Genomic DNA, 24,496 nt, shown 5'->3' with positions numbered 1-24,496 from the left:
TCGGTCAGGTCAGGGCGCTTGTACGGGATACGGTCCCGGAGCGTACGGCATGGAACTGGCCTGGACCGGCGCGGCGTCCCGCCGCTCGACCTGGGCGAACCCGGCCGCGTAGCGGTTCTCCTGCGGCCAACCGCCCGCCTCGTGGAACACACGCATCGCGGTGGCCACCACCTGATCCAGTGGCTCGTGCGCCTCGATCTCCACGGTGACTCCGGGGGTGTCCACCCTGACCTTCGTCGCGGTCTGCGGAGTGGTGATGGCCACCGTGGCGGTCGGCTCGGTCACGGCGCTGGTCTCAGCTGCGGCGCTGGTTCCGGTCGCGGCGCTGGTCTCAGACGTAGCGCTGGTTTCGGTCGCGGCAGCGTCGGTGCTCTCAGAGGGGGTGGTCTCGGCGGAGGTCGATTCGGCGGAGGTCGATTCGGGGGCAGGGGTCTGGCTCGTCACGGCGACCATTGTCGGCGCACGCTGCCACCCCTGCCTACCCGGTTAGGCGACCCGTCCGGCTAGTCGTTGAGCACGCTGGACAGTTCGTCCCGGAACCGCCGCTCCGACTCGGTGACGATGTCACCGCCGAGGCCGAGTATCCCGCCGGTGCTGGCGGCGGTGACCACCTGTTCGGCGATCTCGACGAGCCAGTGCTTGTACGCCCCGGCATCACCCTCGTCGACCTTCTTGGCCAGCAGGGCCGAGGCGGCGCGGGCGCGCTCCAGCACGTCCGTGATCACCGCCTCCGGGTTGATCGGTTCGATCACCGGTAGTTCCTCGCCCGCCTCCGGGTCGCCCACCCGGGACACCAGCTCCCCGGCGATGGCAGCGACCAGCGGGCTGGCCGACTCCCGGCCCCCGGCCATCGCCTCCAGGCCCACGGCGTTCTCCGCCCTGGTGCGTCGAGTGCCGTCCGACTCGGCGGCGCTGGCCGCGGTGAGCACCGCGTGCGGCAGGCCGACCAGCAGCCCCCACTCGTCATCGGAGAATCCGAACGTGCTGGACACCGGTTGGGTGGTCACGGCAATGCCCTCCCGCTTTCATGGCAGCGCGTGTCGCGCCAGGACGTTTTGTCACAGTAACCCTAGTGCGGTAGGGCCAAACGTCCCCACTCGCCGATCAGCCATGGCTCGTGTCGGCAGACCCTCTCCGGCACTTCTTCGGGGACCTCGCGAATTTGCTCGGGAACCTCCCGTACCCGTCCGGGCAACAACAGGCAGGGCGGCACCTACGCCCTGCCGGCCGGCCCCGCAGGCGAGCTGCCTTCGGTGGGAGCCAGCCGGCCCCGCGACGTGAGGATAAGGATGAGAAGACGGAGCAGACGTTCCCCGCTGGCGAGCAGGTCCGCCGCGTTGGCTGCGGTGCTCGTCGCCGCTGGTCTCGTGATCGCGCCCGCCGGTGCCGGGTCGGCCACGGCACCGGCGACGCAGATCGCCAACGGGGGTGGGGGAACGTGGGTGACCCTGATCACCGGCGATCGGGTGTTGGTGCGCAACGCCGGTGGTCGGACCAACCTGATGATCGACGCAGCCCCCCGGCTTGGCCTGACCCAGTTCCATGAGTTCACCCAGCATGGCGACCGGTACGTCCTACCCCATGACGCCGCCGGCCTGGTCCAGGACGGGGTGCTGGATCGGGAGTTGTTCAACGTCGCCGGGTTGATCCGGCAGGGCTACGACGATGCCCGCGCGACGGAGATCCCGCTGCTGGTGCAGTACGCCAAGACCACGAACGTCGCGCGGGCCGCCGCGCCGGCCGGTACGGAGCTACGGCGGTCGTTGCCGGGTGTGGCGATGGCGGCCCTCGACGAGAAGAAGGCCACCGCGCCCCGGTTCTGGGGCCAGGTGCGTTCGGGTGAACGTGGGTTCACCGGGGGCATCCAGCGGGTGTGGCTCAACGGCAAGGTCCAGGCGAACCTGGATCAGAGCGTGCCGAAGATCGGGGCTCCGGTCGCCTGGGGCCGTGGCCAGACGGGTACCGGGGTGACGGTGGCGGTGCTGGACAGCGGCATCGACCTGGACCACCCGGATTTCGCCGGGAAGGTCGCCACCTCGAAGGATTTCTCCGGCACGGGCAGCGTCGAGGACGGGAATGGCCACGGCACGCACGTCGCGTCGATCATCGCTGGTTCGGGTGCGGCCGCTGACGGTAGCTACCAGGGGGTGGCACCCGGTGCCGGACTCGCAGTAGGGAAGGTGCTCGACGACTCCGGATCGGGAAATTTCGATGCCGTTCTCGCTGGGATGCAGTGGGCGGCGGTGGAGGTCGGTGCCCGGGTCGTCAACATGAGTCTGGGCAACAGACCCAGCGACGGCACGGACCCGATGTCCGTGGCGCTCAACGAGCTGACCCGCGACCACGGAACGTTGTTCGTCGTTGCCGCCGGCAACTTCGGTGGCGACGAGACGGTGTCCACACCGGCGTCGGCCGATGCCGCGCTAGCGGTGGGCAGTGTGAGCACCAGTGACGTGCCCAGTCGTTTCTCAAGTCGGGGTCCGCGCTATGGGGACGGGGCGGTAAAGCCGGATCTGGCCGCGCCCGGTGAGGACATCGCTGCTGCCCGTCCGGCGGGAGTTCCTGCGGCTGGTGACCCGGTGGGGGACGCGTACCAGCGGATGAGCGGGACCTCGATGGCCGCGCCGCACGTGGCGGGTTCGGCCGCGCTGCTGGCACAGCAGCATCCCAACTGGAAGGCGGCGGAACTCAAGGCGGCGCTGATGAGCACCGCCGCCGAAGTTCCGGGCGCTGATCCGTACGCGGTCGGCACGGGCCGGGTGGACGTGGCCCGGGCTACCGGTCAGCCCGTCACCGCGACCGGCAGCGCATCGGCGTTCTTTGCCTGGTCGCAGCAGGGCACGTCGAAGCGGCAGACGATCATGTGGCGCAACTCCGGTACGACGCCGGTGACGCTGACCCTGTCCACAGCCTTGACCGGGCGGGACGGGCAGCCGGCTCCGGCCGGGCTGGTGACGTTGCCGGTCGACACCGTGACCGTTCCGGCCGGCGGCGAAGCGCCGGTGGAGATCACGATGACCGGGCAGAACGGTGTGACGGGCCATTACAGCGGCATACTCACCGGTCGCAGTGCGGACGGGACGGTGACGACGCGTACGGCGTTGTCGGTCTACCTGGAGGAGGAGCGGTACGACCTGACGGTCAACCTCGTCGCTCGCGACGGCGCCCAGGCGCCACAGGTCGACTATGAGAACGTGATAGTCATCGACCTGGACGACCCCCGAAACGCCTTCATGGGCCGCGCTGGGGAGACGTTCCGGGTGACGCGTGGCCGGTACACGATTCGCGGCACGATCGAAACCCCCCGCGCCGGCCAAGAGCCATCGTTCAGCAACATCACTCACCCTGAGTTGACCGTCGATCGTGACATCGTGCAGACCCTGGACGCCAGGGACGGCAAGCCGGTGGCCATCACCTCCGATGACCCGGCTGCTCGCGGCGGCACGCAGAACATCAGCGCCATCAGTGCCATCAGCGGCTGCGACGGGTGCACGTGGACCACCTCCATGAGCGGCGATCCACGGTTCCACGAGTGGTACGCGGCGACCGTGCCGGGCACCAGTTCGGCGAGCTTCAGCTTCGGACTGTCGCGCCGCGCACACGAGCCCATCGTGGAACTGTCTGCCGGTACCGACCAGCCGTTCGAGATCCCGGTCGACTGGCTGGACGGTCTGACGCAGCCGGCAGCGCAGGAGACGCTCGCCGCGGTGCACGGTGGCAGCGGTACACCGGAGGAACTGGCCAGAATCGACGCCAAGGGCAAGCTGGTGCTGGTCGAAGTGTCAGGCGACACCACCTTTGCGGAGATCTGGGCGAGAATCACCGCCATCAGGGCGGCCGGCGCGAAGCTGGTACTGGTCGTCCTCGCGCAGGTGCTGTCCGAAAAACCGCCGGCCACCCCGCCGGCACTACCGACGCTGTACGGCACGGGACCCACGGCGGCGCGCTTCGCCGCGCTGGTCAAGGCGGGCCAGGTGCAGACGTCGTACGCCAGCCGGCCGTTCCCGAAGCAGCGCTACGAACTGGTGTATCGGGTGCCGGCGAAGCTGGACACGGCCCAGGTGCACCGACCGCGGACCCAGGATCTGGTGGCGGTGCGGACGGCATACCACGACAACGGAAGCAACGTCGGGCACTCGGTAGCGGCGTACGAGAACTCTCTGGGCTCGGCCGGCTCCGGGCGATCGCTGCCGGTACAGGCCGGGCAGGAGCGCACCGAGTACTTCACTCCCGGCACCTGGGAATTCAACTGGTCGGTGCAGGACCTGCAAGCGTCCGAGGTACGGGTACTGAAGGCCGGGGAGAGCCAACGAATCGTCTGGAACAAGGCCGTGGCCGGCCCGGCGTTCCCTGCCCGAGAGCGGCAACCGTGGGCGTGGCGGGAGGGGAACGCGTTCGACATGATGCTGCCGATGTACGGCGACTCGGCCGGGCGACCGCGGCTGCCGATACCCGATGTCGACACCGGCTCGATCAGCCTCTACCGAGATGGGCAACTGGTCGACACCAGTCCGTCGCCGGACTACGCGCGCTTCGACGTGCCCGACTCGTCAGGGGCGTACCGGCTGACGGCCGAGGCCAGCCGGACGGCCGAGTGGTGGAAGTTGTGGACGAAGGTGACTGCGGCGTGGACGTTCAAGTCCTCCGCTGCTGACGACGCGAAAGCCCTGCCCCTGCTCACGGTGCGGCTCGACCCCACCGTGGACCTGTGCAACCGGGCCCCGGGTGGGTTGTTCACCTTCCCCGCCTACGTGACCCGGCAGGGCGCCGACCAGGTGAAGGTCACCTCACTCACCGTGGACGTCTCCTACGACGACGGGAGTACCTGGCGGTCGGCCATCGTCACGCGGGCCGGAAACCACTGGATCGTGGGCGTCGTGCATCCCAGCACCGGATATGCCTCACTGCGCATCAAGGCAGCCGACGCGGACGGTAACACCGTCGAGCAGAGCGTGCTTCGGGCGTACGCCATCGGCCAGGGCCAGTAGCGAATGCGGGGCACGACAGAGATGAACCTCGCAACAGACAACAGGGGCCCGGTGACCACGTCCGTGACGGACTGCTCAGCCGCGAATCTATTGACGGACCGCTCGAACGGGACTCTGTTGACGGACCGCTCAGACGCGACTCTGGTGACAGGGCCGCCCGAGCGGTTCGGCGAACTGTTCGAGCGGTACTCGGATCAGCTGTTCGACTACTGCGCCCGCCGCGTCGGTCGGCAGCTGGCCGAGGATCTCGTCGCCGAGACGTTCGTGGTGGCATTCGCCCACCGCGACCGGTACGACGTCACCGTCCCGAACGCGCGCCCGTGGCTGCTCGGCATCCTGACCAACCTGCTCCGCAAACACCATCGGAGCGAGGCCAGAGGCTGGCGGGCGTTCGCCCGTGCCGGACAGGATCCGCTTGATGGCGCGCGGCAGGTCGCCGAGTCGTTCGCCGATCAGGTCGGCGACCGGGTGGACGCACTCGCGGCCACCCAGTCGTTGGCGAAGGCGCTCGCGGCCATGCCCCGCGCGCAGCGGGACGTACTCCTGCTGCACGTGTGGGCCGGCTTGGACTACCCGGACCTCGCGGCCGCGCTGGCGCTGTCGCCGGGCACCGTCCGATCCCGGCTGCACCGCGCCAAGGCCAAGCTCCGGTCAGCCCTACCCAGCCACTACGTCCCCTCCACCTGAGCATCCGCCGGGTGCTCGTACCGTGATGGAGAAAATCATGAACAGACAAAAGTCGACCGATCCGGATGACTCCGGACTGCGGTTGCTCGCTGGCCTTCGAGAAGGCCAGACCGGGGCTTCCCCGGATGCCAGGGATCGCATGCGGCACGCCGTACTCAATGGGACGCTGCACCGTGACGCTACTGCCCGGCCGGTCGCGGTCGTCCGTGGCCGTCGGCCCCTGGTGCACCTGGCAGCGACGCTGGCACTGACCGGCCTGGCCGGTGGTGTCGTGGTGGTGACGGGTGTGCTCGACCTGGGCGACGCGCGCCCGGCAGCGACCTCGCCCGGGGGCGGCTCGAACAATTCCCGCATCGGCCCGGACACCAGCGCGGTCCTGGTGTTGGAACTCGTCGCGCAACAGGCGGCCCTCGCCCCGGCCGTTGCCATCCGTTCGGGGCAGTACGTCTACCTGCGAACCGAGTCGAGTAACACCGGCAGCTACAGCGGCGGACCGTGGGGCAGCATGGCAGAGGTGCGGCTGCGCTACGAGGGGTGGAGCGAGAGCTGGCTGGATCCGCAGGGCATGTACCTGGTGAAACTGCGCGGAGAGCACACCACCGTCCGGCCGCTCACCCCGCAGGACCGGGCGATTGCCGAGCAGGCGGGACTGCTCAAGGGCCAGCCGGAGCGGTACGAGCGGGCCAACAAGGAGTACGCCGCCGGGAAGGCCGAACTGAAGGCGAAGGGGCCGAGCCTCGCCGAGCGGCGGTTGACCTCCGAGTACCTTGCCAGCCTGCCCACCAATCCCGATGAACTGCTGGCAGTGCTGCGCTCGGCAGCCACGAGTCGGGCCGAAAAGGACCCGGCCGGTGAGCCGTCGGTGGACGCCTACGCCTTCGGCCTGGTCGCCGACCTGTTCCAGAACTACGACCCGATCATTCCGCCCCAACTCAAGGCCGCGCTCTACCGGGCCGTCGCCAAACTGCCCGGCATCGAACGCGTCGAGGGCGAGGTGAAGCTCGGTGCCTACTCAGGTATCGCCCTCACGTATCCGATGAAGGGGAAGGAGCGGACGGAAATCGTTCTCGACCCGGTCAGCTTCCGGTTCGTCGGCACCCGTTCCAACGTCGGGCAGGTCGACGAGACCTGGACCCGGGTCATCGAGTCCCGCCCCGTCGATGCGGTCGGTAAGGCGTGAGTACCGCCTGTTGAGTGTTAGGAAGGGCCCCTTGTTATCGCTTTCTGCATAGGAAGGGGCCCTTCCTGACAGCGCCCGAGGTGGGTTCCACGATTACCGGCACCGACCATTTGCCGCCGAGTCGATCCGGCACTCCCGGATCCCGCAGTGCCGGCCAGAAATCCCTTGTTCGCCGCAGAAAGAATTGACGCAACATGGCCGGCTCTAACGGCAGCAGGTCGGCAGTCGGCAGTGATTATCTTTTTCCTGCCGAGCGAGTCTCGGGACGCGTTACGAACTTCTGTCGATGTGACGAGCGGACGGATCGTTGGCTGAATCTGCAACAACGATTGTCTGTCGGCGTCTGCTATCTGGTGGAGTATTCGCTGGGTAGTCGACGCGACGGCATCGGTCGACTCCTTCCGGGGTGACCGATCTTGGGGTGATTTGACCTCTCCTGTTGAGTGATCCTATGACTTTTGTTGATTAACTCTCATTGGTTCGAAGCGGACATGGAATGCTGAGAAATGACGGCGTACCCACTCGCGTTCGCCCCGGTCGCCGTGTGCTGACCAGATCGGTGGCGGTGCGTAATGAATCCGCTGACTGTGCGAGTGCGTCAACGAACAGTCTTCATATTTCCCTTGATCGGGTTTACGCTCTGGGCCAGTCCGGAGATGGATCACAATGGAGGTGCTTCATGAAGAAGATGACCATCCGTCGTAAGAGCGCACTACGTCTGGTGTCCGGTGCCCGTCGGCTCTGGATCGAGTGGTGCTGGTAACTCCCGGCACGGCGGGCGTCCCCGGGCGCCCGCCCCTGGGGCGTACGGCCCGTCGGTGCGGCGATCGGGCTCGGACGTGACCGGCGAGCCGTCCACCTACGACTGTCACCGCGACCATGGCCCGTACGCCGGGGTCGCCGCCTTTCTCGGCCAGCTCGCCGCCGACCGTCCCCGCCTGGCATCCCGCCACCAGGTCGAGCTGTACGCCATCGCACCCTGGCTGGACCCGTCCTCCCGCCCCGCTGCCGAGGAGGAGCCGATCCGGTTCCACCCGGCCCGGCGCACCGCCTACCTGGCCTACGGCGCAGCCGAGTTCGTGGCGGTCTGGGCAGAGACGCTTCGGCAGCCGGTCACGGTACGGTTCGACCACGTCGACAGCGCTGACGAGACCACCAGCGAGCTGCTGGCGACACTGACCCGGCGGATCGAGTCGCCGCTGGTGCGCCTGGAGCTGCGCGACGGTGGCCCCGACCCGTCGACACCGGTCGACCCGACGCTGGAGACACTGCGTACGGCGTTGGGCGACAGCCTGGCCCGGGGTTTCTACCACCACGCCGCCCGGACCGGCCGGCGCGGGCGCGGCATGGTGAGCCCGGACGGCGACCTGCGGCACTGGTGGGCGTTCACCACTGGCCTGGCCACCGCCCTGGTGGCGCTGGAGCACGCTGCCGAAGCGCTGGCCCTCTACGACGAGACGCGTACCGTCACCGACGATCCGAAGATCACCATGTCGGCCGCGTACGCCACGGCCATGCTCTACGCCCGGCACCTGCCGCCAGCCGAGCAGGACCCGGCGCAGGCGCGGCACTGGCTGGAACAGGCGGTCGCGCTCGCCACCGGACTGGCCGATCCGCGACAGCGGACACTCTCCACGGTCTTCTACGAGCAGGGTCTGGCGCTGCTGGACAGCCGTGCGGAGGAGCCCGGTCGCGCGCTACGGCTGATCGACGACGGGCTGGCCCGGCTGACGGCGGTGCTCGCTCCCGGTGAGCGTCGGCAGGACCTGGCCCGGCTGCGCCACAACCGGGCCCAGGTGTACCTGGCGCTGGGAGATCCAGCGCAGGCCCTGGCCGAACTCGACACCGTCATAGCCGACGATCCGGACAACTGTGAGTACTACGTGGATCGGGCCGCCCTGTATCGGGCAGCGGGCCGGACCCAGGCTGCGATCCGGGACTACGACACGGCCATCCGGCTGGGACCGCACCTGCCCGAGGCGTACTACAACCGGGCCGTACTCCAGCAGGAGCGGGGCCGGGTCGCACGGGCGCAGGAGGATCTGGAGCGCGTACTCGCCATCGATCCGGGGCACCTCGACGCCCGGATCGCACTGGTCAACCTGCACCTGGAACGTGGTGCGCTGGACGCGGCCGAGGCTGGTGCGCGGGCCGGGCTGGAGCAGACTCCGCAAGAACCGGCGCTGCTGTGCACCCTCGGACTGATCCGCTCCGAGCGCGGCGGCCTCGCCGAAGCCGACGAGTTGCTGACCCGGGCCCTGGCCCAGGATGCAGAGCTGGTCGAGGCCTGGACGAATAGGGCCGCGGTCCGGTTCGACCGGGGGGACGCGGCCGCCGCTGTGGCCGACCTCGACCGGGCGATCGCGCTGTCGCCGGCACCCGAGCCTCGCTACAACCGGGGTACGGCGTTGATGCGGTTGGGACGGTGGGACGAGGCGGCCCGCGACTTCACCGATGCACTCGCCCAGCCCGGCCTGGACCGGGCGCTGCGTCGCGACCTGCGTACGGAACTGGCCCGCTGCCGCCGCGCCACGACCATTTGACGTTAGGAAGGGCCCCTTCTTATCGCTTTTTGCCTAAGAAGGGGCCCTTCCTAACAAGCAAGCAGATCAGGGGTGCTGCGAAGGCGTACCGTGGCCCAGCGCGCGGGTGCGGAGGAACGCGCCGAGTCCGGCTACCGCCGCCGTGCCGGCCAGCGTGCCGAGCGCGACCAGGATCGCGCCGATGATCCACAGTCCGTCGGCGTCCGGGCCGGTGGCGGCGTCGACGGCGAAGCAGACGGTGAACACCACCGGTAGCGCGATGGTGGCCACCCAGGGGCGACCCCGGCGGCCGGCGACGAACGCGAGCAGGCCGAGCAGGAGTACGGCGACAATGACCTGCCACGCCTCATACGGGCCGGACTCGGACATGGTCTTTGGGTCGAGGTCCTTGTGCTGGTCCCAGGCGAAGAGCGCGCCGTAGACGACCGCCGTGCCCACCGCGACGAGAGCCCCCCAGAGCAGGGCGGAGTCTGGCTTCTGGTGGGCGTTGTGTTCTTCAGTCACACCCACGACCCTCTCCCGACCGGCTCCCACAGGCAATGAGTACCCCTACCCAGTCCGTAGTGGAGCAGAGCGGTGGCGGTGCGGCGGTCAGCGTAGCCGGGGCAGGACCTCCCGAGCGTAGAGATCGAACAGGCCCTGGTAGTGCGGGCCGATGTTGGCGACGTAGATTTCGTCGAAGCCCGCCCTGGCGTACTGGTCGATCATTTCCAGGTGGCCGGCCGGATCCTTGCCGCAGACGAAGACCTCTTCCATCGTTTCTGGCTTGACCAGCTGCGACGCCTGCTCGAAATGGCGCGGGGAGGGCAGCACCTGGGACAGTTCCCCCGGCACTCCGCCGTTGGGCCAGCGCTTGTACGCGATCCGCACCCCCTCGTCCACGCTGTCGGCGTACGCGGCCTTGAACCCGGCCTGGCACGGCTTGTCGCCGCCCCCGCCGTCGCGGAACCGCTTCACCAGATCGGCGTCCGGAATGGTGCAGAGGTAGCCGTCGCCGATGCGGGCGGCCAGATCCGTCGACTTGGGGCCGAAGCCGGAGACGTAGATCGGGGGCGGAGTCTCTGGTCGGGTGTAGATCCGGGCCTGTTCGACCGTGTAGTGCCGGCCCCGGTGGTTGACGAAGCGGCCCTTCCACAGTGTGCGGATCACCTCGACGGCCTCTTCGAGCATCTCGAGCCGTACGTTGGTGTTGGGCCAGGCGTCGCCGAGGATGTGCTCGTTGAGTGCCTCCCCGGTACCGATGCCGAGGACGAACCGCCCCTCGTGCAGTACGGCGCTGGTGGCCGCCGCCTGGGCGATGATCGCCGGGTGGATCCGCGTCGTCGGACAGGTGACCGCAGTGGTGACCGGGAGCCGGCACACCTGACTGAGCGCGCCGATCATCGACCAGACGAACGGGCTCTGTCCCTGGCTGTCGGTCCACGGGTGGTAGTGGTCGGAGATCCACAGCGCCTGGAAACCGGCCTTCTCGGCACCGCGTGCTTGTTCCAGCAACTCGGCGGGGGTGAATTCCTCGCTGGACAGGAAATAGCCGATCCGCATCTGGTCCTCCTCGCAGGCGCGGGGCGCGATGTTGTGTGCCCGGGCGCGGTGTCCGATACCGGACGTGATACCCGGATCGGGGCCGCTGATGCCTTACCTGGGAGGCTGGTGCGCGTGGCCTGGGAGCTGGTTGCGGAGTCAGCGACCTCCTCGGCCGAACATGGAACGGATCGCCGCGAGCAGGAGCAGTGTTCCGAGTACGGCCCCGAGCAGTTGTACGCCGGGCACGTCGTACCAGCTGACTTCCTCGGCGGCCAGGACGATCTGTCGCATCCTGGCACTCTCGCACGGGTCCCCAGCGCGGCGCGAGGGTGCCGGTGCGGCGAAGTTGAGGGCGGTAGCCCGGCTGGGCCGCGATGTGACGATTTGTTCCGGTGGGAGCGCGCCAACAGTAATAGGAAAGTTTATTGACTATTGTTGGTGTCGATGTGACCATGGCACCAGCCCGCCTCGACCGTGGTGGGGGAGAGATCCTGCGGATCACGGGGGAACGACACCGGATGAGTACTTCGTTGGACGCCCTGAGGAGCCTGGCCGGCACGGTTCTACAGCCCGGGTTCGAAGGCACGACCCCGCCAGCCTGGGTACGGCGCTGGCTCGGGGAAGGGCTGGGCGGAGTCGTACTCTTCGCCCGCAACGTGGACTCTCCGGAGCAGGTCACCGCCCTCACTACGGCGCTGCGGGCGGAACGCCCCGATCTTCTCATCGCGATCGACGAGGAGGCGGGCGACGTCACCCGGTTCGAGTCTCGGCACGGCAGCTCCCGGCCAGGCAACCTGGCCCTCGGTGCCATCGACGATCCGGAGCTCACCGAGGAGGTCGCCCGGGACCTCGGTGCCGAACTGGCCGAGGCGGGGATCACCCTCAACTACGCCCCGGACGCCGACGTCAACTCCAACCCCGACAACCCGGTCATCGGTGTCCGGTCCTTCGGTGCCGACCCACAGTTGGTGGCCCGGCACACCGCCGCGTGGATCCGGGGGCTCCAGGCCGCCGGGGTCGCCGCGTGCGCCAAACACTTCCCCGGGCACGGGGACACCAACGTCGACTCGCATGCGGACGTGCCGCACATCGATGCCACCTGGGAACAACTCGTGGCCTGCGAGCTGGCCCCGTTTCGGGCCGCGATCGCGGCGGGGGTGCAGGCCGTGATGACCGGCCACCTGTTGGTGCCCGCCCTCGATCCCCGTCGCCCAGCGACCCTGAGCCGGCGCATCCTGACCGGACTGCTCCGCGACGAACTGGGCTTCCAGGGGGCGGTGATCACCGACGGCATCGAGATGCGGGCGATCACCCACCGGTACGGCTTCGAGGCGGCAGCCGTACACGCGCTCGCCGCCGGTGCCGACGCCATCTGCGTCGGTGGGGAACACTCCGACGAGGGTTCCGCCCAGCGGCTACGCGACGCGATCGTGGCGGCGGTGGTCAACGGCACGCTGCCCGAGGAGCGGCTCGCCGAGGCCGCCAAACGCATCGAGCAGCTGGCCGCCTGGACCATGCAGGCCCGCTCTGCCCGCCCGAAGTGGACCGGTGCCGGCCCGAACGGCTCGGCGATCGGCGCGGCGGCCGCCAGTCGGGCCATACAGGTGACCGTCTCGCCGCAGCGCAACGGCGTCCTGCCGCAGCTCGACGGCGTCCTGCCGCTGACCGGGCCGGCACACGTGGTGGAGTTCTCGCCCCCGACCAACATCGCCATGGGGGCCGAGACGCCGTGGGGAGTGGGTGCCCCGCTCGCCGTACTGCTGCCGGGCACCACGACCGTCCGGTTCGCCGCCGATGACCTGCCACCGGGCGGCGAGCCGCCTGCCGGCCTGGTCGCCGACGCAGGGGACCGGCCGCTCGTACTGGTGGTTCGCGACCTGCACCGGCACGACTGGATGGCGGCAGCGGTGAGCCGGGCGCTGGCCGCCCGGCCGGACGCGGTCGTGGTCGAACTCGGCGTTCCCGCACGCATCGTCGGTGACGTGCATCTGGCCACCTACGGTGCAACCCGGGCCAGCGGCTGGGCCGCGGCAAACATCCTCGCCGGCCGCCCCTGACCGGCTGCTTCTGACCGGCTGCCCACAGCCTCGCCCAGTTGGTGACGGCCAGCTGTCAGTGGGTGGCGAGCAGGTCGGCGTACTCCGGGTGTCGGTCGATGAAGGCCGCCACGAACGGGCAGCGGGCCACCACCTGGTCACCCCGGGCCCTGGTCTGGTCGAGGGCCTCCCGAACCAGCCGGCTGCCCACCCCCTGGCCGCTGACCGACGCGTCGACCTGGGTGTGGGTGAAGACAACCAGGCCGGGACGCTGCTCGTAGCCGATGAACCCGGCCAACGCGTCATCGACCAGGATCTCGTAGCGGTGTCGGGCGGGATTGTCCTCGACCAGGAGATTCACCGCGTCATTGTCCCTCCGGCGGGACCCGGTCACGGGGCTTCCGGACAGAACTCGGGGCAGCCGTGGTGGGCCGGACGTGCATTCGCCTCGTACCCTTGGCCGGGTGATGACTCGACGAACGTCCCCCTCGGCGTCCGCCCTCCGTCGTACTGCCGGTCTCTTCGCTGGCCTTGCCCTCGGTCTGGCCGTCCTGACCGGCTGCAGTTCCGAAGGTGCCAGCACCGACTGCGGGGTCGACGCCTGCACCGTCACCTTCGACCGGGGCGTCGACGCTCGGGCGAGCGTGCTCGGCGTCGAGGCCAAGCTGATCGGTGTCGACAACGACAGAGCGACCATCGAGGTCGCGGGCGAACAGTTGATTCTGACCGTCGGGCAGCAGGCGGCCGAGGTGGGCGGCCTGTCGGTGGTGCTGGAGAGCGTCACGGAGGACACGATCGCGGTGCGGATCGCCCGGAACTGAGCCGGTCGGGCGGTCTGGTTACGTTTGGAAAATACGCCGACTGGTGATTTGAGACGCCATGTCGTTGACCCGTGACGCCCAGGCCGCCGCCACCCGTACTGCGGACAATGGCCTGCTCGAAACCCTCGCCCGAGCCGGTTTCATCGGTTACGGGCTTGTCCACCTACTCTTTGCCTGGCTGGCCCTGCAGATTGCCTTCGACCGGCCCACGGAGGAGGGTGACCAGTCCGGTGCACTGCGTACCCTGGCCGCTCAGCCGCTGGGGAAGTTCCTGGTCGTCGCCATCTGCGTCGGTCTCGTCGCGATGGCGGTGTGGCAGGCGCTGGAAGCCGCCGTCGGCCATCGTGACGAGCAAGGCCGGCAGCGGCTGCTGGAGCGGATCACCTCCGCCGGCCGCGCCCTCGTCTACCTCTACTTCGCCTGGACCGCCGTCAAGGTGGTACGGAACGCTGCTTCCTCCAGCGCCGACAAGCAGCAGGCCCTGACCGAGCAACTGATGGCCTCCACCGGTGGTCGGTGGCTGGTTGGCCTGGCCGGGTTGGGCCTGGCCGCCCTCGGGGTCGGCCTGGTCTACTACGGCGCGGTCAAGCGCTTCGAGCGGCACCTGAAGACCGAGCAGATGAGTGCCCAGGTACGGAAGGTGAGCCGCCGCCTTGGCATGGCCGGCTACGCGGCCAAGGGCGTCGCGTACGGCATCGCCGGGCTGCTCGTACTGGTCGCCGCCGTGCGCTACGACCCCGAGAAGGCTCGGGGCTTGGATGGTGCGTTGCACACGCTGCGGGAGCAACCGTACGGGGCGGTGCTGCTCGTTCTCGTCGCACTGGGGATCGCGTGCTTCGCGACTTTCTGCCTGGTGCAGTCGAAGTATCGCAAGGTCTAACTCGGGTTTAGTCAGGGGTAAAAGGGCTAAATTGCCCGTTATCCCATTTCGTCGAAGACCGCCAGTCGCCGGCCGACGGGCGGTCTTCGACTGCGTACCGGTTCATGGGGAAGGAGCTGCCCGGTGCAGACCTATCTAGGGACGATCGTCGGTGTGCTGGCCGCCGCCGCGATCGCCCTCATCGTGGTGGCGTTGATCCACCGGCTCGTCCAGCCGCTCGGCCGCCGGTCCCTGTTGATGCGGGAACTGTCCGACCACTCCTACCGCCCGTTCCGGGTGGCGGTCACCGCGCTCGCCGTGCAGTTCGCCGTACGGGCCACCACCGGCTACGCCGCCCGGGAGTCCTGGCGGCAGGTGCTGCTGCACATCCTGGTCCTGATCGTCATCGCCACCACCGCGTGGCTGGTCGCCTCCCTGCTCCTGGTGACCGAGGACACCGCGTTGGCCCGGTTCCGTACCGATGTGCCGGACAACCGGCAGGCTCGGCGGATCAAGACCCAGGTACGGATCCTGCGCCGGGTCACCGTCGCGGCCATCGTGGTGTTGACCATCGGCGTCGCGCTGATGACCTTCCCCAGTGTGCGAGGGGTCGGCGCGAGTGTGCTCGCCTCCGCCGGTGTGATCGGTGCGGTAGCGGCCCTGGCGGCGCAGAGCCTCCTGTCCAACGTCTTCGCCGGGGTGCAACTGGCGTTCAGCGACGCGGTACGCCTCGACGACGTGGTGGTGGTCGAGGGAGAGTGGGGGCGGATCGAGGAGATGACCCTCAGCTATGTCGTGGTGCAGATCTGGGACGACCGCCGGTTGATCCTGCCCACCTCGTACTTCACCACCAAGCCGTTCCAGAACTGGACCCGGACCCAGGCCGCCGTGCTCGGCACCGCCGAGTTCGAGGTGGACTGGTCGGTACCGGTGCAGACGATGCGGGAGGAGCTACGGCGCGCCGTCGAGGGCACCGAACTGTGGGACGGTCGGGTCTGCGTACTCCAGGTCACCGACGCCGTTGGCGGGGTGGTGCGGCTACGGGCGCTGGTCAGCGCCGCCGACAGCCCCAGTTTGTGGGACCTGCGTTGCCTCGTACGCGAGCACCTGGTCGGCTGGCTCCGGGACCAGCGGCCCACCGCCCTGCCTCGGACGCGTACCGAGATCGGCGACGCGAACAGCGACCTCGCCTGGCAGTGGGTCCAGCCGCGGCGGCCGAACCCGACCCCGGCTGAGCAGGGCGTACCGGATGACGCACGAGTGTTCGGCGGCAGTGACGACGGTGACGCTCGGAGCACCACCTTCGTCGGTCCAGAAGAACCGGTCGACGCGCCGCGTTGAACTGGGCGGATGAGCCCCTGGGCGGGCTGCCGACCGGGACAATCGGGCCAGGGCGGTGCCGATCTGTTGCACCCTGGTCGAGGCATCAGGTAGAGGATTGACCGCCACGACGGCGGGGCATACACCCCGGGCACGGGAAAACAGGACCTCGGGTACCAGGAAAGGAGGACACCATGGCCGATACTGCCAAGGGCACCACCCCCCGACCGGTCGGCGAACAGACGACGGCCGAACTGGTGCAACAGGCGACTGAGCAGCTCTCCCGACTGGTGCGCGACGAGCTGGCGCTGGCCCGCGTCGAACTCGTCGAGAAGGGGAAACACGCTGGGTTGGGCATAGGGCTGTTCGGTGCGGGCGGGGTCCTCGCCCTGTTCGGAGCCGCGACCCTCGTTACCACGATCATCCTGGCGTTGGCGGTGGCGATGCCCGCCTGGCTCGCCGCGCTGATCGTGACGGTGGCGCTGTTCGCCCTGGCCGCGATCCTGGCGTTGATCGGTAGGAAACAGGTCCAGCGGGCGGTGCCGCCGACGCCGACGGCGGCGGTCGAGAGCGTACGCGCCGATCTGGCAACGATCAGCTCAGCCTTGCGGGATCGGGGGCGGGCAGAATGACGATCGACAACGGGACAGGTGACCGGGAAGCGTTGCAGGCCGAGATTCGGCGTACCCGCGCGGAGTTGGGCGAGACCATCGAGGCGTTGGCCGCGAAGGCGGACGTGAAGGCACGGCTGCGGAGTACCGCCGCGCAGACCAAGCAGCGGGTACGGCTTCAGGCTGACCGGGCGGCCGGGGTGGTCCGGCGACCGGTACGGGACGCTGGGCAACTCGCCCGTCGCAACGTCGTTCCGGTCGGTGTCGTCGGCGCGGCAGCGGTGGGGGCAGTGACTATCGTGATCTTGATAATGGTGATGCGCGGGAGGCACAGGTGAGCAAGGCCATCAACCGGGCGGTCTACAAGCCGGTGGGCATGTTGCTGGGGATCGGCGCGGGTGTGCTCGCGGGCGCACTCTTCAAGCAGGTATGGAAGCTGACGGCGGGCGATGGCGAAGCGCCGCAGGCCACCGACGAGGACCACGGTTGGGGCGAGATCCTGGCCGCGGCAGCGCTACAGGGTGCGATCTTCGCCGTGGTCAAGGCAGCCGTCGACCGGGGCGGTGCGGTGGGGGTACGTCGACTCACCGGCAGGTGGCCCGACTGAGGTGTTAGGAAGGGCCCCTTTCTATCGTTTTTTGTATAGGAAGGGGCCCTTCCTAACGTCTGGCAGGGCGGGGTGGTGGCTCAGCGGGGTGACGGTTCGGCGAGGTGATGGTTCGACTGTCGCCGGGAGCGTGGGAAGTGATGAAGTTCGTCGGTCCTCAGGTCACATGTCGGAGAATTTCGTCGGGTAGGCTGTGCGAAGTTTTTGCGTACGTGGTTTGCTGTTCCACGCTGTTGAGAGATGGCGTGGGTTGAGGGAAGTCCTCCTTCGTGGGGGCCGACTCAGGCGCCGCTGCTCGAAAACGGCCAATCGGCCGCACGGCGTGCTCGGCCGCCAGTTTTAGAAGGAGATTCACATGGCGCAGGGAACCGTGAAGTGGTTCAACGCAGACAAGGGCTTCGGCTTCATCACCGTCGATGGCGGGGGTGCTGACGTGTTCGTCCACTTCTCGGCCATCCAGACCAGCGGCTACCGCACGCTGGAGGAGAACCAGCGGGTGGAGTTCGAGATCGCTCAGGGTCAGAAGGGCCCGCAGGCGGAGCAGGTCCGCCCCCTCTGATCCGGTGCCGGCCGCCTGCCGGCCGGCTACGGGATGATCCGGCCACGGATCGACGACCGAGCCCCGCACTGCAAGTCGAGTGCGGGGCTCGACACTGTCTGGCCTCGCCTCTGTGGCGGTGTGTCGGGCGGTGCGAACAAGGTCGCGGCGGCGCGACCGTACGACTTCGATGGCTGAGGCCGTCAGGCGGAGGCCGGGCCAGCGCCTGGGCGGCGGTCGGGCCGATGTGCGACTTCGACGGCTGAGGCCGTCAGGCGGCGGGCGTACGACCTCGGCGGGCGCGTAGGCCGACGATCAGGGAACCGACCCCGGCCAGCCCGACGAGCGGGCCGAGCACCGCCCAGAGGGTCACGCCGGTCATCCTGCTGCCCTCGACGTGGCCCAGCCCCTGCACCGTCCACATCGCGCCCATGACGACCGCCAGCAGGCCGAGTGTGAGCGGTAGCCAAGCCTTCATTGTCTTCCTTCCGACGCTTACGGCCAGGGATTCGGTCCTGGCCAGCGCTCCGAGCCTAGCTTGTACCCGGCGTGATCTCCGGACTATGGCCGATGCCGGCTCGGCGGTGGACGGCTGGGAAACTACCTACGTCTTCTTCGTCGCCCGGACCCGCATCTGACCGGACCCGCATCTGACCGGATCCGCATCTGGCCAGAGGAAGAAGACCCGCACCTGACCAGAGGGAGAAGCTGTGACCGACCTGTCGGCCTTCATCGCCGGGCTGCCCAAGGCAGAGCTACACGTGCACCACGTCGGCTCCGCCTCCCCACGTATCGTGGCCGAGTTGGCCGCCCGGCACGAGGGACAGACCCCGGTGCCGGCCGACCCCGATGCGCTCGCCGACTACTTCGCGTTCCGCGACTTCGCCCACTTCATTGAGGTCTACCTGAGCGTCGTCGACCTGATCCGGGACCAGACCGACGTCTGGATTCTCACCCACGAGGTGGCTCGGGAGTTGGCCCGGCAGCAGGTCCGGTACGCCGAGTTGACCATCACTCCCTACTCGCATGTCCGGCGGGGCATCCCCGCCGAGGCGTTCTGTGAGGCGATCGAGGACGCCCGGGTCCGGGCCGAGGCGGACTTCGGTATCGCCCTGCGCTGGTGCTTCGACATTCCCGGCGAGTCGGGCCTGATGTCGGCCGAGGAGACGTTGCGCATCGCGTTGGAGCAGCGGCCGGACGGACTGATCAGCTTCGGCCTGGGCGGGCCGGAGATCGGGGTGCCCAGGCCGCAGTTCAAGCCGGTCTTCGACCAGGCGCGGGCGGCTGGGCTGCGCTCCGTACCGCACGCCGGGGAGACCACCGGCCCGGAGACCATCTGGGACGCGCTCCGGGAGTTGGGTGCGGAGCGGATCGGGCACGGCACCTCCGCCGTACGGGATCCCCGGCTGTTGGAGCACCTGGCGCAGCAGCGCATCCCCCTGGAGGTCTGCCCGACCTCCAACGTGCGTACCCGGGCGGTGCCGACGATCGAGGAACATCCGCTGCGGACCATGGTCGACGCCGGTGTGCTGGTGACCATCAACTCGGACGATCCGCCGATGTTCGGCACCACTCTCAACGACGAGTACGCGGTCGCCGCCCGATTGCTCGGCTACGGTCCTGCCGGGGTGGCCGGATTGGCCCGCGACGCGGTCTCCGCCTCGTTCCTGTCCGCGCCCGAGCAGGCGCGACTGATCGGCGAGATCGACGACTACCTGGAGACCAGCGGGAAATGATCCGTTAGGCCGAGTTCATGTGGGCGCGCGGGGCGGGACCTGAGGGTGGGGGACCGCATCCCGCCACGCGCGCGCCGGGCTCTGCCGGATCTAAAGGGCGGTCGAGGTGAGTTCCGGCAGAACCATTCTTGGATCACCGGTGACGTTGCCATCGGTCGTGGCGCGGCGATACCGAGTTAATTCAGATATAAGGAAGATCTGAGCAACGCGAAAAGGTTTCACTCGATCGTTCCGCTTACCGTGTCGCCCGGCACCGGTGGTGACCGGGGTCAATTGTCCGACGAGCGGGCTCGCGGCCAGCGGCGGCCACTGGAGTCCCGTTCCCGGGCCAGTCGCCCCACCAGGCCGAACCGGCTGACCTGCCGGGGGGCGGCTTCGGCGTCGGCCAGCAGCATCACGACGCTGGCCCCGCCCAGGCGGGCCCGGTCGATGCTGACCGAGCCGTTGGCCTGTCGGGCGACCCGTCGGGCGATGTCGAGTCCGAGCCCGGTGGAGCCCTGATCGCTGCTGCCCCGGCGTAGTGCCCGGTCCGGGTCGGCGATGCCAGGCCCGGCGTCGTCGACCCGTACCGCGACGTAGCCGTCCCGCCGGGAGACCACCACCTCGAACGCGGTGCCCTGCGGCGTGTAGCGGAAGACGTTGCCGAGCACCGCGTCCAGCGCCGCGGCCAGCTCGGCCCGGGGGACCGGTACGGGGATGCGCAACTGCGCGCCGAGTACCTTGTGTGGCCGGTTCTGGTCGCCGGCCAGCGCGGACCAGAACACCATCCGGTCCCGGACCACCTCGCTGACGTCGCAGACCGCCGGTCCGGCCTCCTGGGTGATCGTCTTGCGGGTGGTGTTGATCAGTACGTCGACCTCGCCCTCCAGGGTGGCGATCGCCTGCCGGATTCGTCGGATGGTCCGGCGTCGGTCGAGTTCGGCGTCGCTGAACGAGCCGGTGCTGGTGTCGTCGGAGTCCAGCGCGTCGGCGTCCAGCCGCAGCACGGTCAGCGGGGTGCGTAACCGGTGGGACAGGTCGGCCACCAGTTCTCGTTCGTCGGTGCGGGAGGTGACCAGCCGGTCGGCCATCCGGTTGAAGGCGTACCCTGCCTCGGCCAGTTCTCGGGGGCCGCTGGGCTGGATGCGTACGTCGAGATCGCCGTCACCGACCGCGAGGGCCGCCTGGACCAGGTTGCGGGCCGACGCCACCGCTCGAGCGGCGATCCGGTCGACCACGATCACCGAGGCCACCACCAATCCGGCCGCGACCGCCACCAGGATGAGCCAGGTGGTGCGGGTGCCCTCGCGTAGCGTCGCCTGGGTGACGAAGACCTCGATCACCGCCACCTGACCGCCGACCAGGACCGGGTCCAGTCGGACCACCCCACCCGGCACCTCCGTCACCAGTGGCTCGCGCTGCGTGGCGGCCTTCGTGACATCCTCGGCGCGGGCCCGGGTCGGGGACTCACCCGTCAACCCGTGTACGACCGGCCGAGTCGCCGGGTCGCCGCCGCTCGCGGCGATCGCCCGCTGCACCGCCGCCGGTTCGGCGTCGATCAGCAGTGCACCGGCCACCAGCGCGCTACGCCGGGCCGCGTCGGCCACCGCCTCCTCGTACGCCTCGCGTTGCAGCACGACTCCCAGCGGAATGAGGAAGGCCAGGGCCACGATGCTGCTCATGCCGGCACCGAGATAGGCCAGCGCCCGCCTCAGTCCGGGGCCACCAGCCGAAATCCGACCCCCCGCACGGTGCGCAGGTAGCGGGGTTTCGCTGCGGATTCGCCCAGTTTGCGACGAAGCCAATACAGATGTACGTCGATTGTCTGATCCTCGCCGACCGACGGCTGCCGCCATACCTCCTCCAACAACTCCCGGCGGGAGACTACCCGGCCGGGCCGCGCGGCGAGATAGGCCAGCAGGTCAAACTCCTTCCGGGTCAGCGCCAGGGGGGTCCCGTCGAGGTGGGCGCTGCGTTCGCCCACGTCGATCCGCAGCCCGCCCACCTCATGTACGGCGGGGGGTGCCTCCCGGCTGGATCGTCCGGCCCGGCGGAGCACGCTCATGATCCGGGCGTCGAGGTGGGCGCCGGTGAACGGTTTGACCATGTAGTCGTCCGCCCCGGCGCGCAGCAGCCGGACGATCGCCTGCTCGTCGTCCCGGGCGGTGGCGATGATGATCGGGACGTCGGTGATGCCGCGCAGCATCCGTAACGCGTCCGCGCCGTCGAGGTCGGGCAGGCCGAGGTCGAGCACCACCAGGTCCGGCACCTCGGCGGCGACCCGGCGCAGGGCCTCCAGGGCCGTACCGACCGCGTGTACGGCGTGCCCCCGGTCCGCCAGGGAGCGCAGCATCGCACCGCGTACGACATGGTCGTCCTCGACCAGGAGCACCGTGGCCACGTAGAGACGGTACTGCCCGGGGCGGGTGCGGCGCGTCACCGCCCCGGGGACGAGTGGCGCGCTGTCCCGGGTTCAGACCGGATAGGTCGTGTGGTGGTGCGCGTCGGGCTTGCCGACCTGTCCGCGACCGAACGCATCGATGCGTCCCCACCGGCCGGGAATGTTGAGCAGTTCGATCCGCCCCATTCTCTCGGGGAGTGCGGGGACGACGACCAGGTGCTCGCCGCACGGTTGGAGGCCGAGCATGGTCCAGAGCAGGGCCAGCGGCGTGCCGGCCGACCAGGCCTGCGGACTGCACGCGGTGGGGTACTGGACCGGGTACTTCGTCAGCTCTCGGTCATAGCCGGCGAACGCCTCCGGCAGCCGCCCGTGGAAGAACCGCGAGGCGTCGATCATGCTCTCGGCGATCAGCCCCGCCTCCTCGGCGAAGCCGTACCGGCGGAGACCGGCCGCGGCGATCGAGCTGTCGAAGGGCCACACCGTGCCGACGTGGTAGCCGACCGGGTTGTAGCGCCCCTCACCCGTGGCCAGCGTGCGTACCCCCCACCCGGAGAAGAGCCGCGGCCCGACCAGGTGTTCGGCGATCTTTCCAGCCCGGTCCTGGTCAACGATCCCACTCCACAGCAGGTGTCCCATGTTCGAGGAGAGCGCGTCCACCGGGCGGCCCTCGATGTCGAGGCCGAGCGCGAAGTACTCGCCGTCGGCCACCCAGAAGTCACGGTGAAACCGCTCCTTCAGGTCAGCCGCCTCCCGCTCCAGCCGGTCGCCGAGCGCCGGGTCGTTCCAGAATTCGCGGGCCAGCCGGGCGCACCGTAGCTTGGCGGCGTACGCGTAGCCCTGCAGTTCGCACGTGGCCCGAGGGAAGGGGGGCAACCTGCCGTCCCGGTAGGAGACCCCGTCCCAGGAGTCCTTCCAGCACTGGTTCTCCAAGCCGTTCTTGGTGTTGCGGCGTTCGTACCAGATGTAGCCATTGCCGAGGATGTCGCCGTACTCGTCGATCCAGTGCAGCGCGGCGCGTGCATCGGTCTCCAACTCCCGAACCAGGGCACCGTCGCCGGTCCAGCGCTCGTACTCATCGAGCAGGATCAGGAACAGTGGGGTGCTGTCGGCGCTGCCGTAGTACGGCGAATGGGGTTGTTCCTCGAAGGCCGCCGATTCCCCGTTACGCATCTCGTGCAGGATCTTGCCCGGCTCCTCGTCCCGGAAGTCGTCCAGGTGGGTGCCGATCAGCAACGCCAGCACCCGCAGTGTCGTGTGGGCGAGTTCCGGGGCGAACGGAAGCGCCTGGTAGCTGGTGATGATGCTGTCTCGGCCGAAGAGCGCCATGAACCAGGGCAGTCCGGCGGCGGGCATGGTCTGCCCGGTGGCACCCAGCGGCTGGTAGCGCAGCGCGGCAAGGTCGATCATGCTCCGCCGGTAGCACGTGGCCAGCGCCTCGGAGTCGCAGTTGAGTGTCGGGGCGCCCGCCAGCCAGTCGTCGAGCTTCTCCTGCATGGTCGCCTTGATCCACTCGGGTGAGTGGCTCATCCCTTCGCGGATGTCCCGTCCCCCGGCCGCCTCCACCCGGGTGTCGACCCGCAGTTCGGTCTCCCAGCTGTCGTGCGGTTCGATCCGTACCTGGAAGGTCAGCCCCGCCTCGTCGAACTGCGCCGACTCCGATGCCGAGATCAGCGTCTCGCGCCGGAAATTCTCCCGCTGGTAGCCGAGGCGAAGCAGGCCGTTCTCCACCCGGGCGTACGACCGCCCCTTCTTGTGCTGAATGTCCTTGATCTCGAAGAGGTCGGCGAAGTCACTGGCCGCCTCTATCCGGATGGTCAGCTCGATCGGCTCGTTCTTGTGGTTGAGCACCGTCAGGTGCTCGTTGAAACTTCCCCCGATGTTGCGTTGGCGGATGATCGACACCTTCGCGTCGACGTAGTGGGTCGGCTCGCCCGGCACCAGGAAGAACCGGGTCTCGAAGTACTGGACGTCGTCGACCGAGAGCGAGTTGAGCCGTTCGCCATCGACCGTCAGATGCCACTTGGACAGGAACCGGGTGTCGTACAGGAACATCCCGGTCGGCACGCTGGGGGAGGCGTCGATATCACCGCGCCGGTCGCTGACGACGAAGCTGCTGCCGTCGATGATGCTTACAAGATCATCTGTCGTCATCGCTGCCTCCGCTCCGCGTCGACCATCGCTCGGGGATGCCGGGCGTTGGGCGGCCCGGGAACGAGTCGCAGAAAGTGGATGAACAGGGGCAGGCGGCCCCGGGAGGAGACCTCGTTACGCAACACCGCCGACGCCGGCTGCGTCTCCCCGCTGATCATCCGGTCGAATGCCGCCTGATCCGCGTAGACCACGCAGTCGGCCTCCCGTTCTCCCTCGCGTGAGGCCCATACGTTCTGCTCGTTGAAGGTGACGAACCAGCGGTCCGTGCCCGCGTCCGTGGCAAGGTCGAACCGAAGCGTCCCGGTGACATCCGGGGGGAGTAGATCTATCCGGCGTTGATGGAGCCCGTTGAAGAACTCCTCGGTCGGACCTGCCATCGGGTAACCCTCCGTCGCCGAAGCCAGCCCAGCGTCTCCTCACGTCGATCACGCTGCTGCGGCGGTATAGCCGACCCGGGCACTCCTAAACGTCCGGCCCGACCTGGGGCGCCGGCAGGTCGGTGGCGAGCCGGCACC

At 68.9% G+C, this 24,496-nt stretch carries 24 protein-coding genes; 13 read left to right on the top strand and 11 right to left on the bottom strand.

Annotated elements, in window-relative coordinates; all coding sequences use genetic code 11:
* Positions 1-9 precede the first annotated feature (9 nt).
* Complete coding sequence (locus ACWDV4_RS23815; protein WP_449982510.1) at positions 10-444, bottom strand: hypothetical protein; 435 nt, start codon at positions 442-444, stop codon at positions 10-12.
* Between the two features lie 59 nt (positions 445-503).
* Positions 504-1,007, bottom strand: a complete 504-nt coding sequence (locus tag ACWDV4_RS23810) for a hypothetical protein (RefSeq protein WP_449982508.1) — start codon at positions 1,005-1,007, stop codon at positions 504-506.
* 282 nt (positions 1,008-1,289) lie between these two features.
* On the opposite strand from ACWDV4_RS23810, the gene ACWDV4_RS23805 reads away from it, so the two are divergent.
* From ACWDV4_RS23805 to ACWDV4_RS23790, 4 genes are all read left to right on the top strand, one after another.
* Positions 1,290-4,988, top strand: a complete 3,699-nt coding sequence (locus ACWDV4_RS23805; protein WP_449982505.1) for a S8 family serine peptidase — start codon at positions 1,290-1,292, stop codon at positions 4,986-4,988.
* Positions 4,989-5,132: 144 nt separating this feature from the next.
* Positions 5,133-5,675, top strand: coding sequence for an RNA polymerase sigma factor (locus ACWDV4_RS23800; protein ID WP_449982503.1), 543 nt, complete (start codon positions 5,133-5,135; stop codon positions 5,673-5,675).
* A gap of 37 nt (positions 5,676-5,712) precedes the next feature.
* Positions 5,713-6,855, top strand: a complete 1,143-nt coding sequence (locus ACWDV4_RS23795) for a CU044_5270 family protein (RefSeq protein WP_449982500.1) — start codon at positions 5,713-5,715, stop codon at positions 6,853-6,855.
* Positions 6,856-7,673: 818 nt separating this feature from the next.
* The gene (locus tag ACWDV4_RS23790; protein WP_449982498.1) at positions 7,674-9,398 is read left to right on the top strand and encodes a tetratricopeptide repeat protein; all 1,725 of its coding nucleotides are present in this window, start codon (positions 7,674-7,676) and stop codon (positions 9,396-9,398) included.
* A 66-nt stretch (positions 9,399-9,464) separates the two neighbouring features.
* Here ACWDV4_RS23790 and ACWDV4_RS23785 read toward each other — a convergent pair whose 3' ends face one another.
* The 3 genes from ACWDV4_RS23785 to ACWDV4_RS23775 all read right to left on the bottom strand — a co-directional run bounded on the left by ACWDV4_RS23785 (position 9,465) and on the right by ACWDV4_RS23775 (position 11,213).
* Positions 9,465-9,908, bottom strand: coding sequence for a hypothetical protein (locus ACWDV4_RS23785; protein ID WP_449982495.1), 444 nt, complete (start codon positions 9,906-9,908; stop codon positions 9,465-9,467).
* Between the two features lie 81 nt (positions 9,909-9,989).
* A complete protein-coding gene (locus ACWDV4_RS23780; RefSeq protein WP_449982492.1) occupies positions 9,990-10,940 on the bottom strand; it encodes a TIGR03557 family F420-dependent LLM class oxidoreductase in 951 nt (316 codons plus the stop codon).
* Between the two features lie 138 nt (positions 10,941-11,078).
* Positions 11,079-11,213, bottom strand: coding sequence for a hypothetical protein (locus ACWDV4_RS23775; RefSeq protein WP_449982489.1), 135 nt, complete (start codon positions 11,211-11,213; stop codon positions 11,079-11,081).
* A 227-nt stretch (positions 11,214-11,440) separates the two neighbouring features.
* On the opposite strand from ACWDV4_RS23775, the gene ACWDV4_RS23770 reads away from it, so the two are divergent.
* Positions 11,441-12,979, top strand: a complete 1,539-nt coding sequence (locus ACWDV4_RS23770; RefSeq protein ID WP_449982669.1) for a glycoside hydrolase family 3 protein — start codon at positions 11,441-11,443, stop codon at positions 12,977-12,979.
* A gap of 55 nt (positions 12,980-13,034) precedes the next feature.
* Here ACWDV4_RS23770 and ACWDV4_RS23765 read toward each other — a convergent pair whose 3' ends face one another.
* Positions 13,035-13,319 carry a GNAT family N-acetyltransferase gene (locus ACWDV4_RS23765; RefSeq protein ID WP_449982486.1) on the bottom strand — a complete coding sequence of 95 codons (285 nt, stop codon included), beginning with the start codon at positions 13,317-13,319 and terminating at the stop codon, positions 13,035-13,037.
* Between the two features lie 106 nt (positions 13,320-13,425).
* Here ACWDV4_RS23765 and ACWDV4_RS23760 point away from each other — a divergent pair, with 106 nt between their 5' ends.
* The 7 genes from ACWDV4_RS23760 to ACWDV4_RS23730 all read left to right on the top strand — a co-directional run bounded on the left by ACWDV4_RS23760 (position 13,426) and on the right by ACWDV4_RS23730 (position 17,735).
* A complete protein-coding gene (locus tag ACWDV4_RS23760) occupies positions 13,426-13,779 on the top strand; it encodes a hypothetical protein (RefSeq protein ID WP_449982484.1) in 354 nt (117 codons plus the stop codon).
* Between the two features lie 58 nt (positions 13,780-13,837).
* Complete coding sequence (locus tag ACWDV4_RS23755) at positions 13,838-14,659, top strand: DUF1206 domain-containing protein (RefSeq protein WP_449982481.1); 822 nt, start codon at positions 13,838-13,840, stop codon at positions 14,657-14,659.
* A gap of 123 nt (positions 14,660-14,782) precedes the next feature.
* On the top strand, positions 14,783-15,979 hold the full coding sequence (locus tag ACWDV4_RS23750) for a mechanosensitive ion channel family protein (protein WP_449982478.1): 1,197 nt from the start codon (positions 14,783-14,785) through the stop codon (positions 15,977-15,979).
* A 173-nt stretch (positions 15,980-16,152) separates the two neighbouring features.
* Positions 16,153-16,590: a phage holin family protein gene (locus ACWDV4_RS23745; protein ID WP_449982475.1), complete on the top strand. Its 438-nt coding sequence runs from the start codon at positions 16,153-16,155 to the stop codon at positions 16,588-16,590.
* On the top strand, positions 16,587-16,907 hold the full coding sequence (locus ACWDV4_RS23740) for a DUF3618 domain-containing protein (RefSeq protein ID WP_449982472.1): 321 nt from the start codon (positions 16,587-16,589) through the stop codon (positions 16,905-16,907). The genes ACWDV4_RS23745 and ACWDV4_RS23740 overlap by 4 nt, the downstream gene beginning before the upstream one ends.
* 8 nt (positions 16,908-16,915) lie before the next feature.
* Complete coding sequence (locus ACWDV4_RS23735) at positions 16,916-17,176, top strand: DUF4235 domain-containing protein (RefSeq protein ID WP_449982666.1); 261 nt, start codon at positions 16,916-16,918, stop codon at positions 17,174-17,176.
* 355 nt (positions 17,177-17,531) lie between these two features.
* Positions 17,532-17,735, top strand: coding sequence for a cold-shock protein (locus tag ACWDV4_RS23730; RefSeq protein WP_011905669.1), 204 nt, complete (start codon positions 17,532-17,534; stop codon positions 17,733-17,735).
* Positions 17,736-17,985: 250 nt separating this feature from the next.
* Here ACWDV4_RS23730 and ACWDV4_RS23725 read toward each other — a convergent pair whose 3' ends face one another.
* Positions 17,986-18,192, bottom strand: a complete 207-nt coding sequence (locus ACWDV4_RS23725) for a hypothetical protein (protein ID WP_449982468.1) — start codon at positions 18,190-18,192, stop codon at positions 17,986-17,988.
* A 232-nt stretch (positions 18,193-18,424) separates the two neighbouring features.
* On the opposite strand from ACWDV4_RS23725, the gene ACWDV4_RS23720 reads away from it, so the two are divergent.
* Complete coding sequence (locus tag ACWDV4_RS23720) at positions 18,425-19,450, top strand: adenosine deaminase (RefSeq protein WP_449982465.1); 1,026 nt, start codon at positions 18,425-18,427, stop codon at positions 19,448-19,450.
* A gap of 269 nt (positions 19,451-19,719) precedes the next feature.
* On the opposite strand, the gene ACWDV4_RS23715 is transcribed toward ACWDV4_RS23720, so the two are convergent.
* The 4 genes from ACWDV4_RS23715 to ACWDV4_RS23700 all read right to left on the bottom strand — a co-directional run bounded on the left by ACWDV4_RS23715 (position 19,720) and on the right by ACWDV4_RS23700 (position 24,358).
* Positions 19,720-21,111 carry an ATP-binding protein gene (locus tag ACWDV4_RS23715; protein WP_449982463.1) on the bottom strand — a complete coding sequence of 464 codons (1,392 nt, stop codon included), beginning with the start codon at positions 21,109-21,111 and terminating at the stop codon, positions 19,720-19,722.
* A gap of 29 nt (positions 21,112-21,140) precedes the next feature.
* On the bottom strand, positions 21,141-21,830 hold the full coding sequence (locus ACWDV4_RS23710; RefSeq protein ID WP_449982460.1) for a response regulator transcription factor: 690 nt from the start codon (positions 21,828-21,830) through the stop codon (positions 21,141-21,143).
* Between the two features lie 72 nt (positions 21,831-21,902).
* Positions 21,903-23,981, bottom strand: a complete 2,079-nt coding sequence (locus tag ACWDV4_RS23705; RefSeq protein ID WP_449982458.1) for an amylo-alpha-1,6-glucosidase — start codon at positions 23,979-23,981, stop codon at positions 21,903-21,905.
* Entirely contained in the window at positions 23,978-24,358 is a 381-nt protein-coding gene (locus ACWDV4_RS23700; protein ID WP_449982455.1) for an SCP2 sterol-binding domain-containing protein, read from the bottom strand. Before ACWDV4_RS23700 ends, ACWDV4_RS23705 begins: the two co-directional genes overlap by 4 nt.
* Positions 24,359-24,496 lie beyond the last annotated feature (138 nt).

It is taken from the genome of Micromonospora sp. NPDC003197, assembly GCF_053590565.1.
The sequence above is the reverse complement of the archived record's forward strand: the minus strand, read 5'-3'. Positions and strand labels throughout refer to the sequence as shown.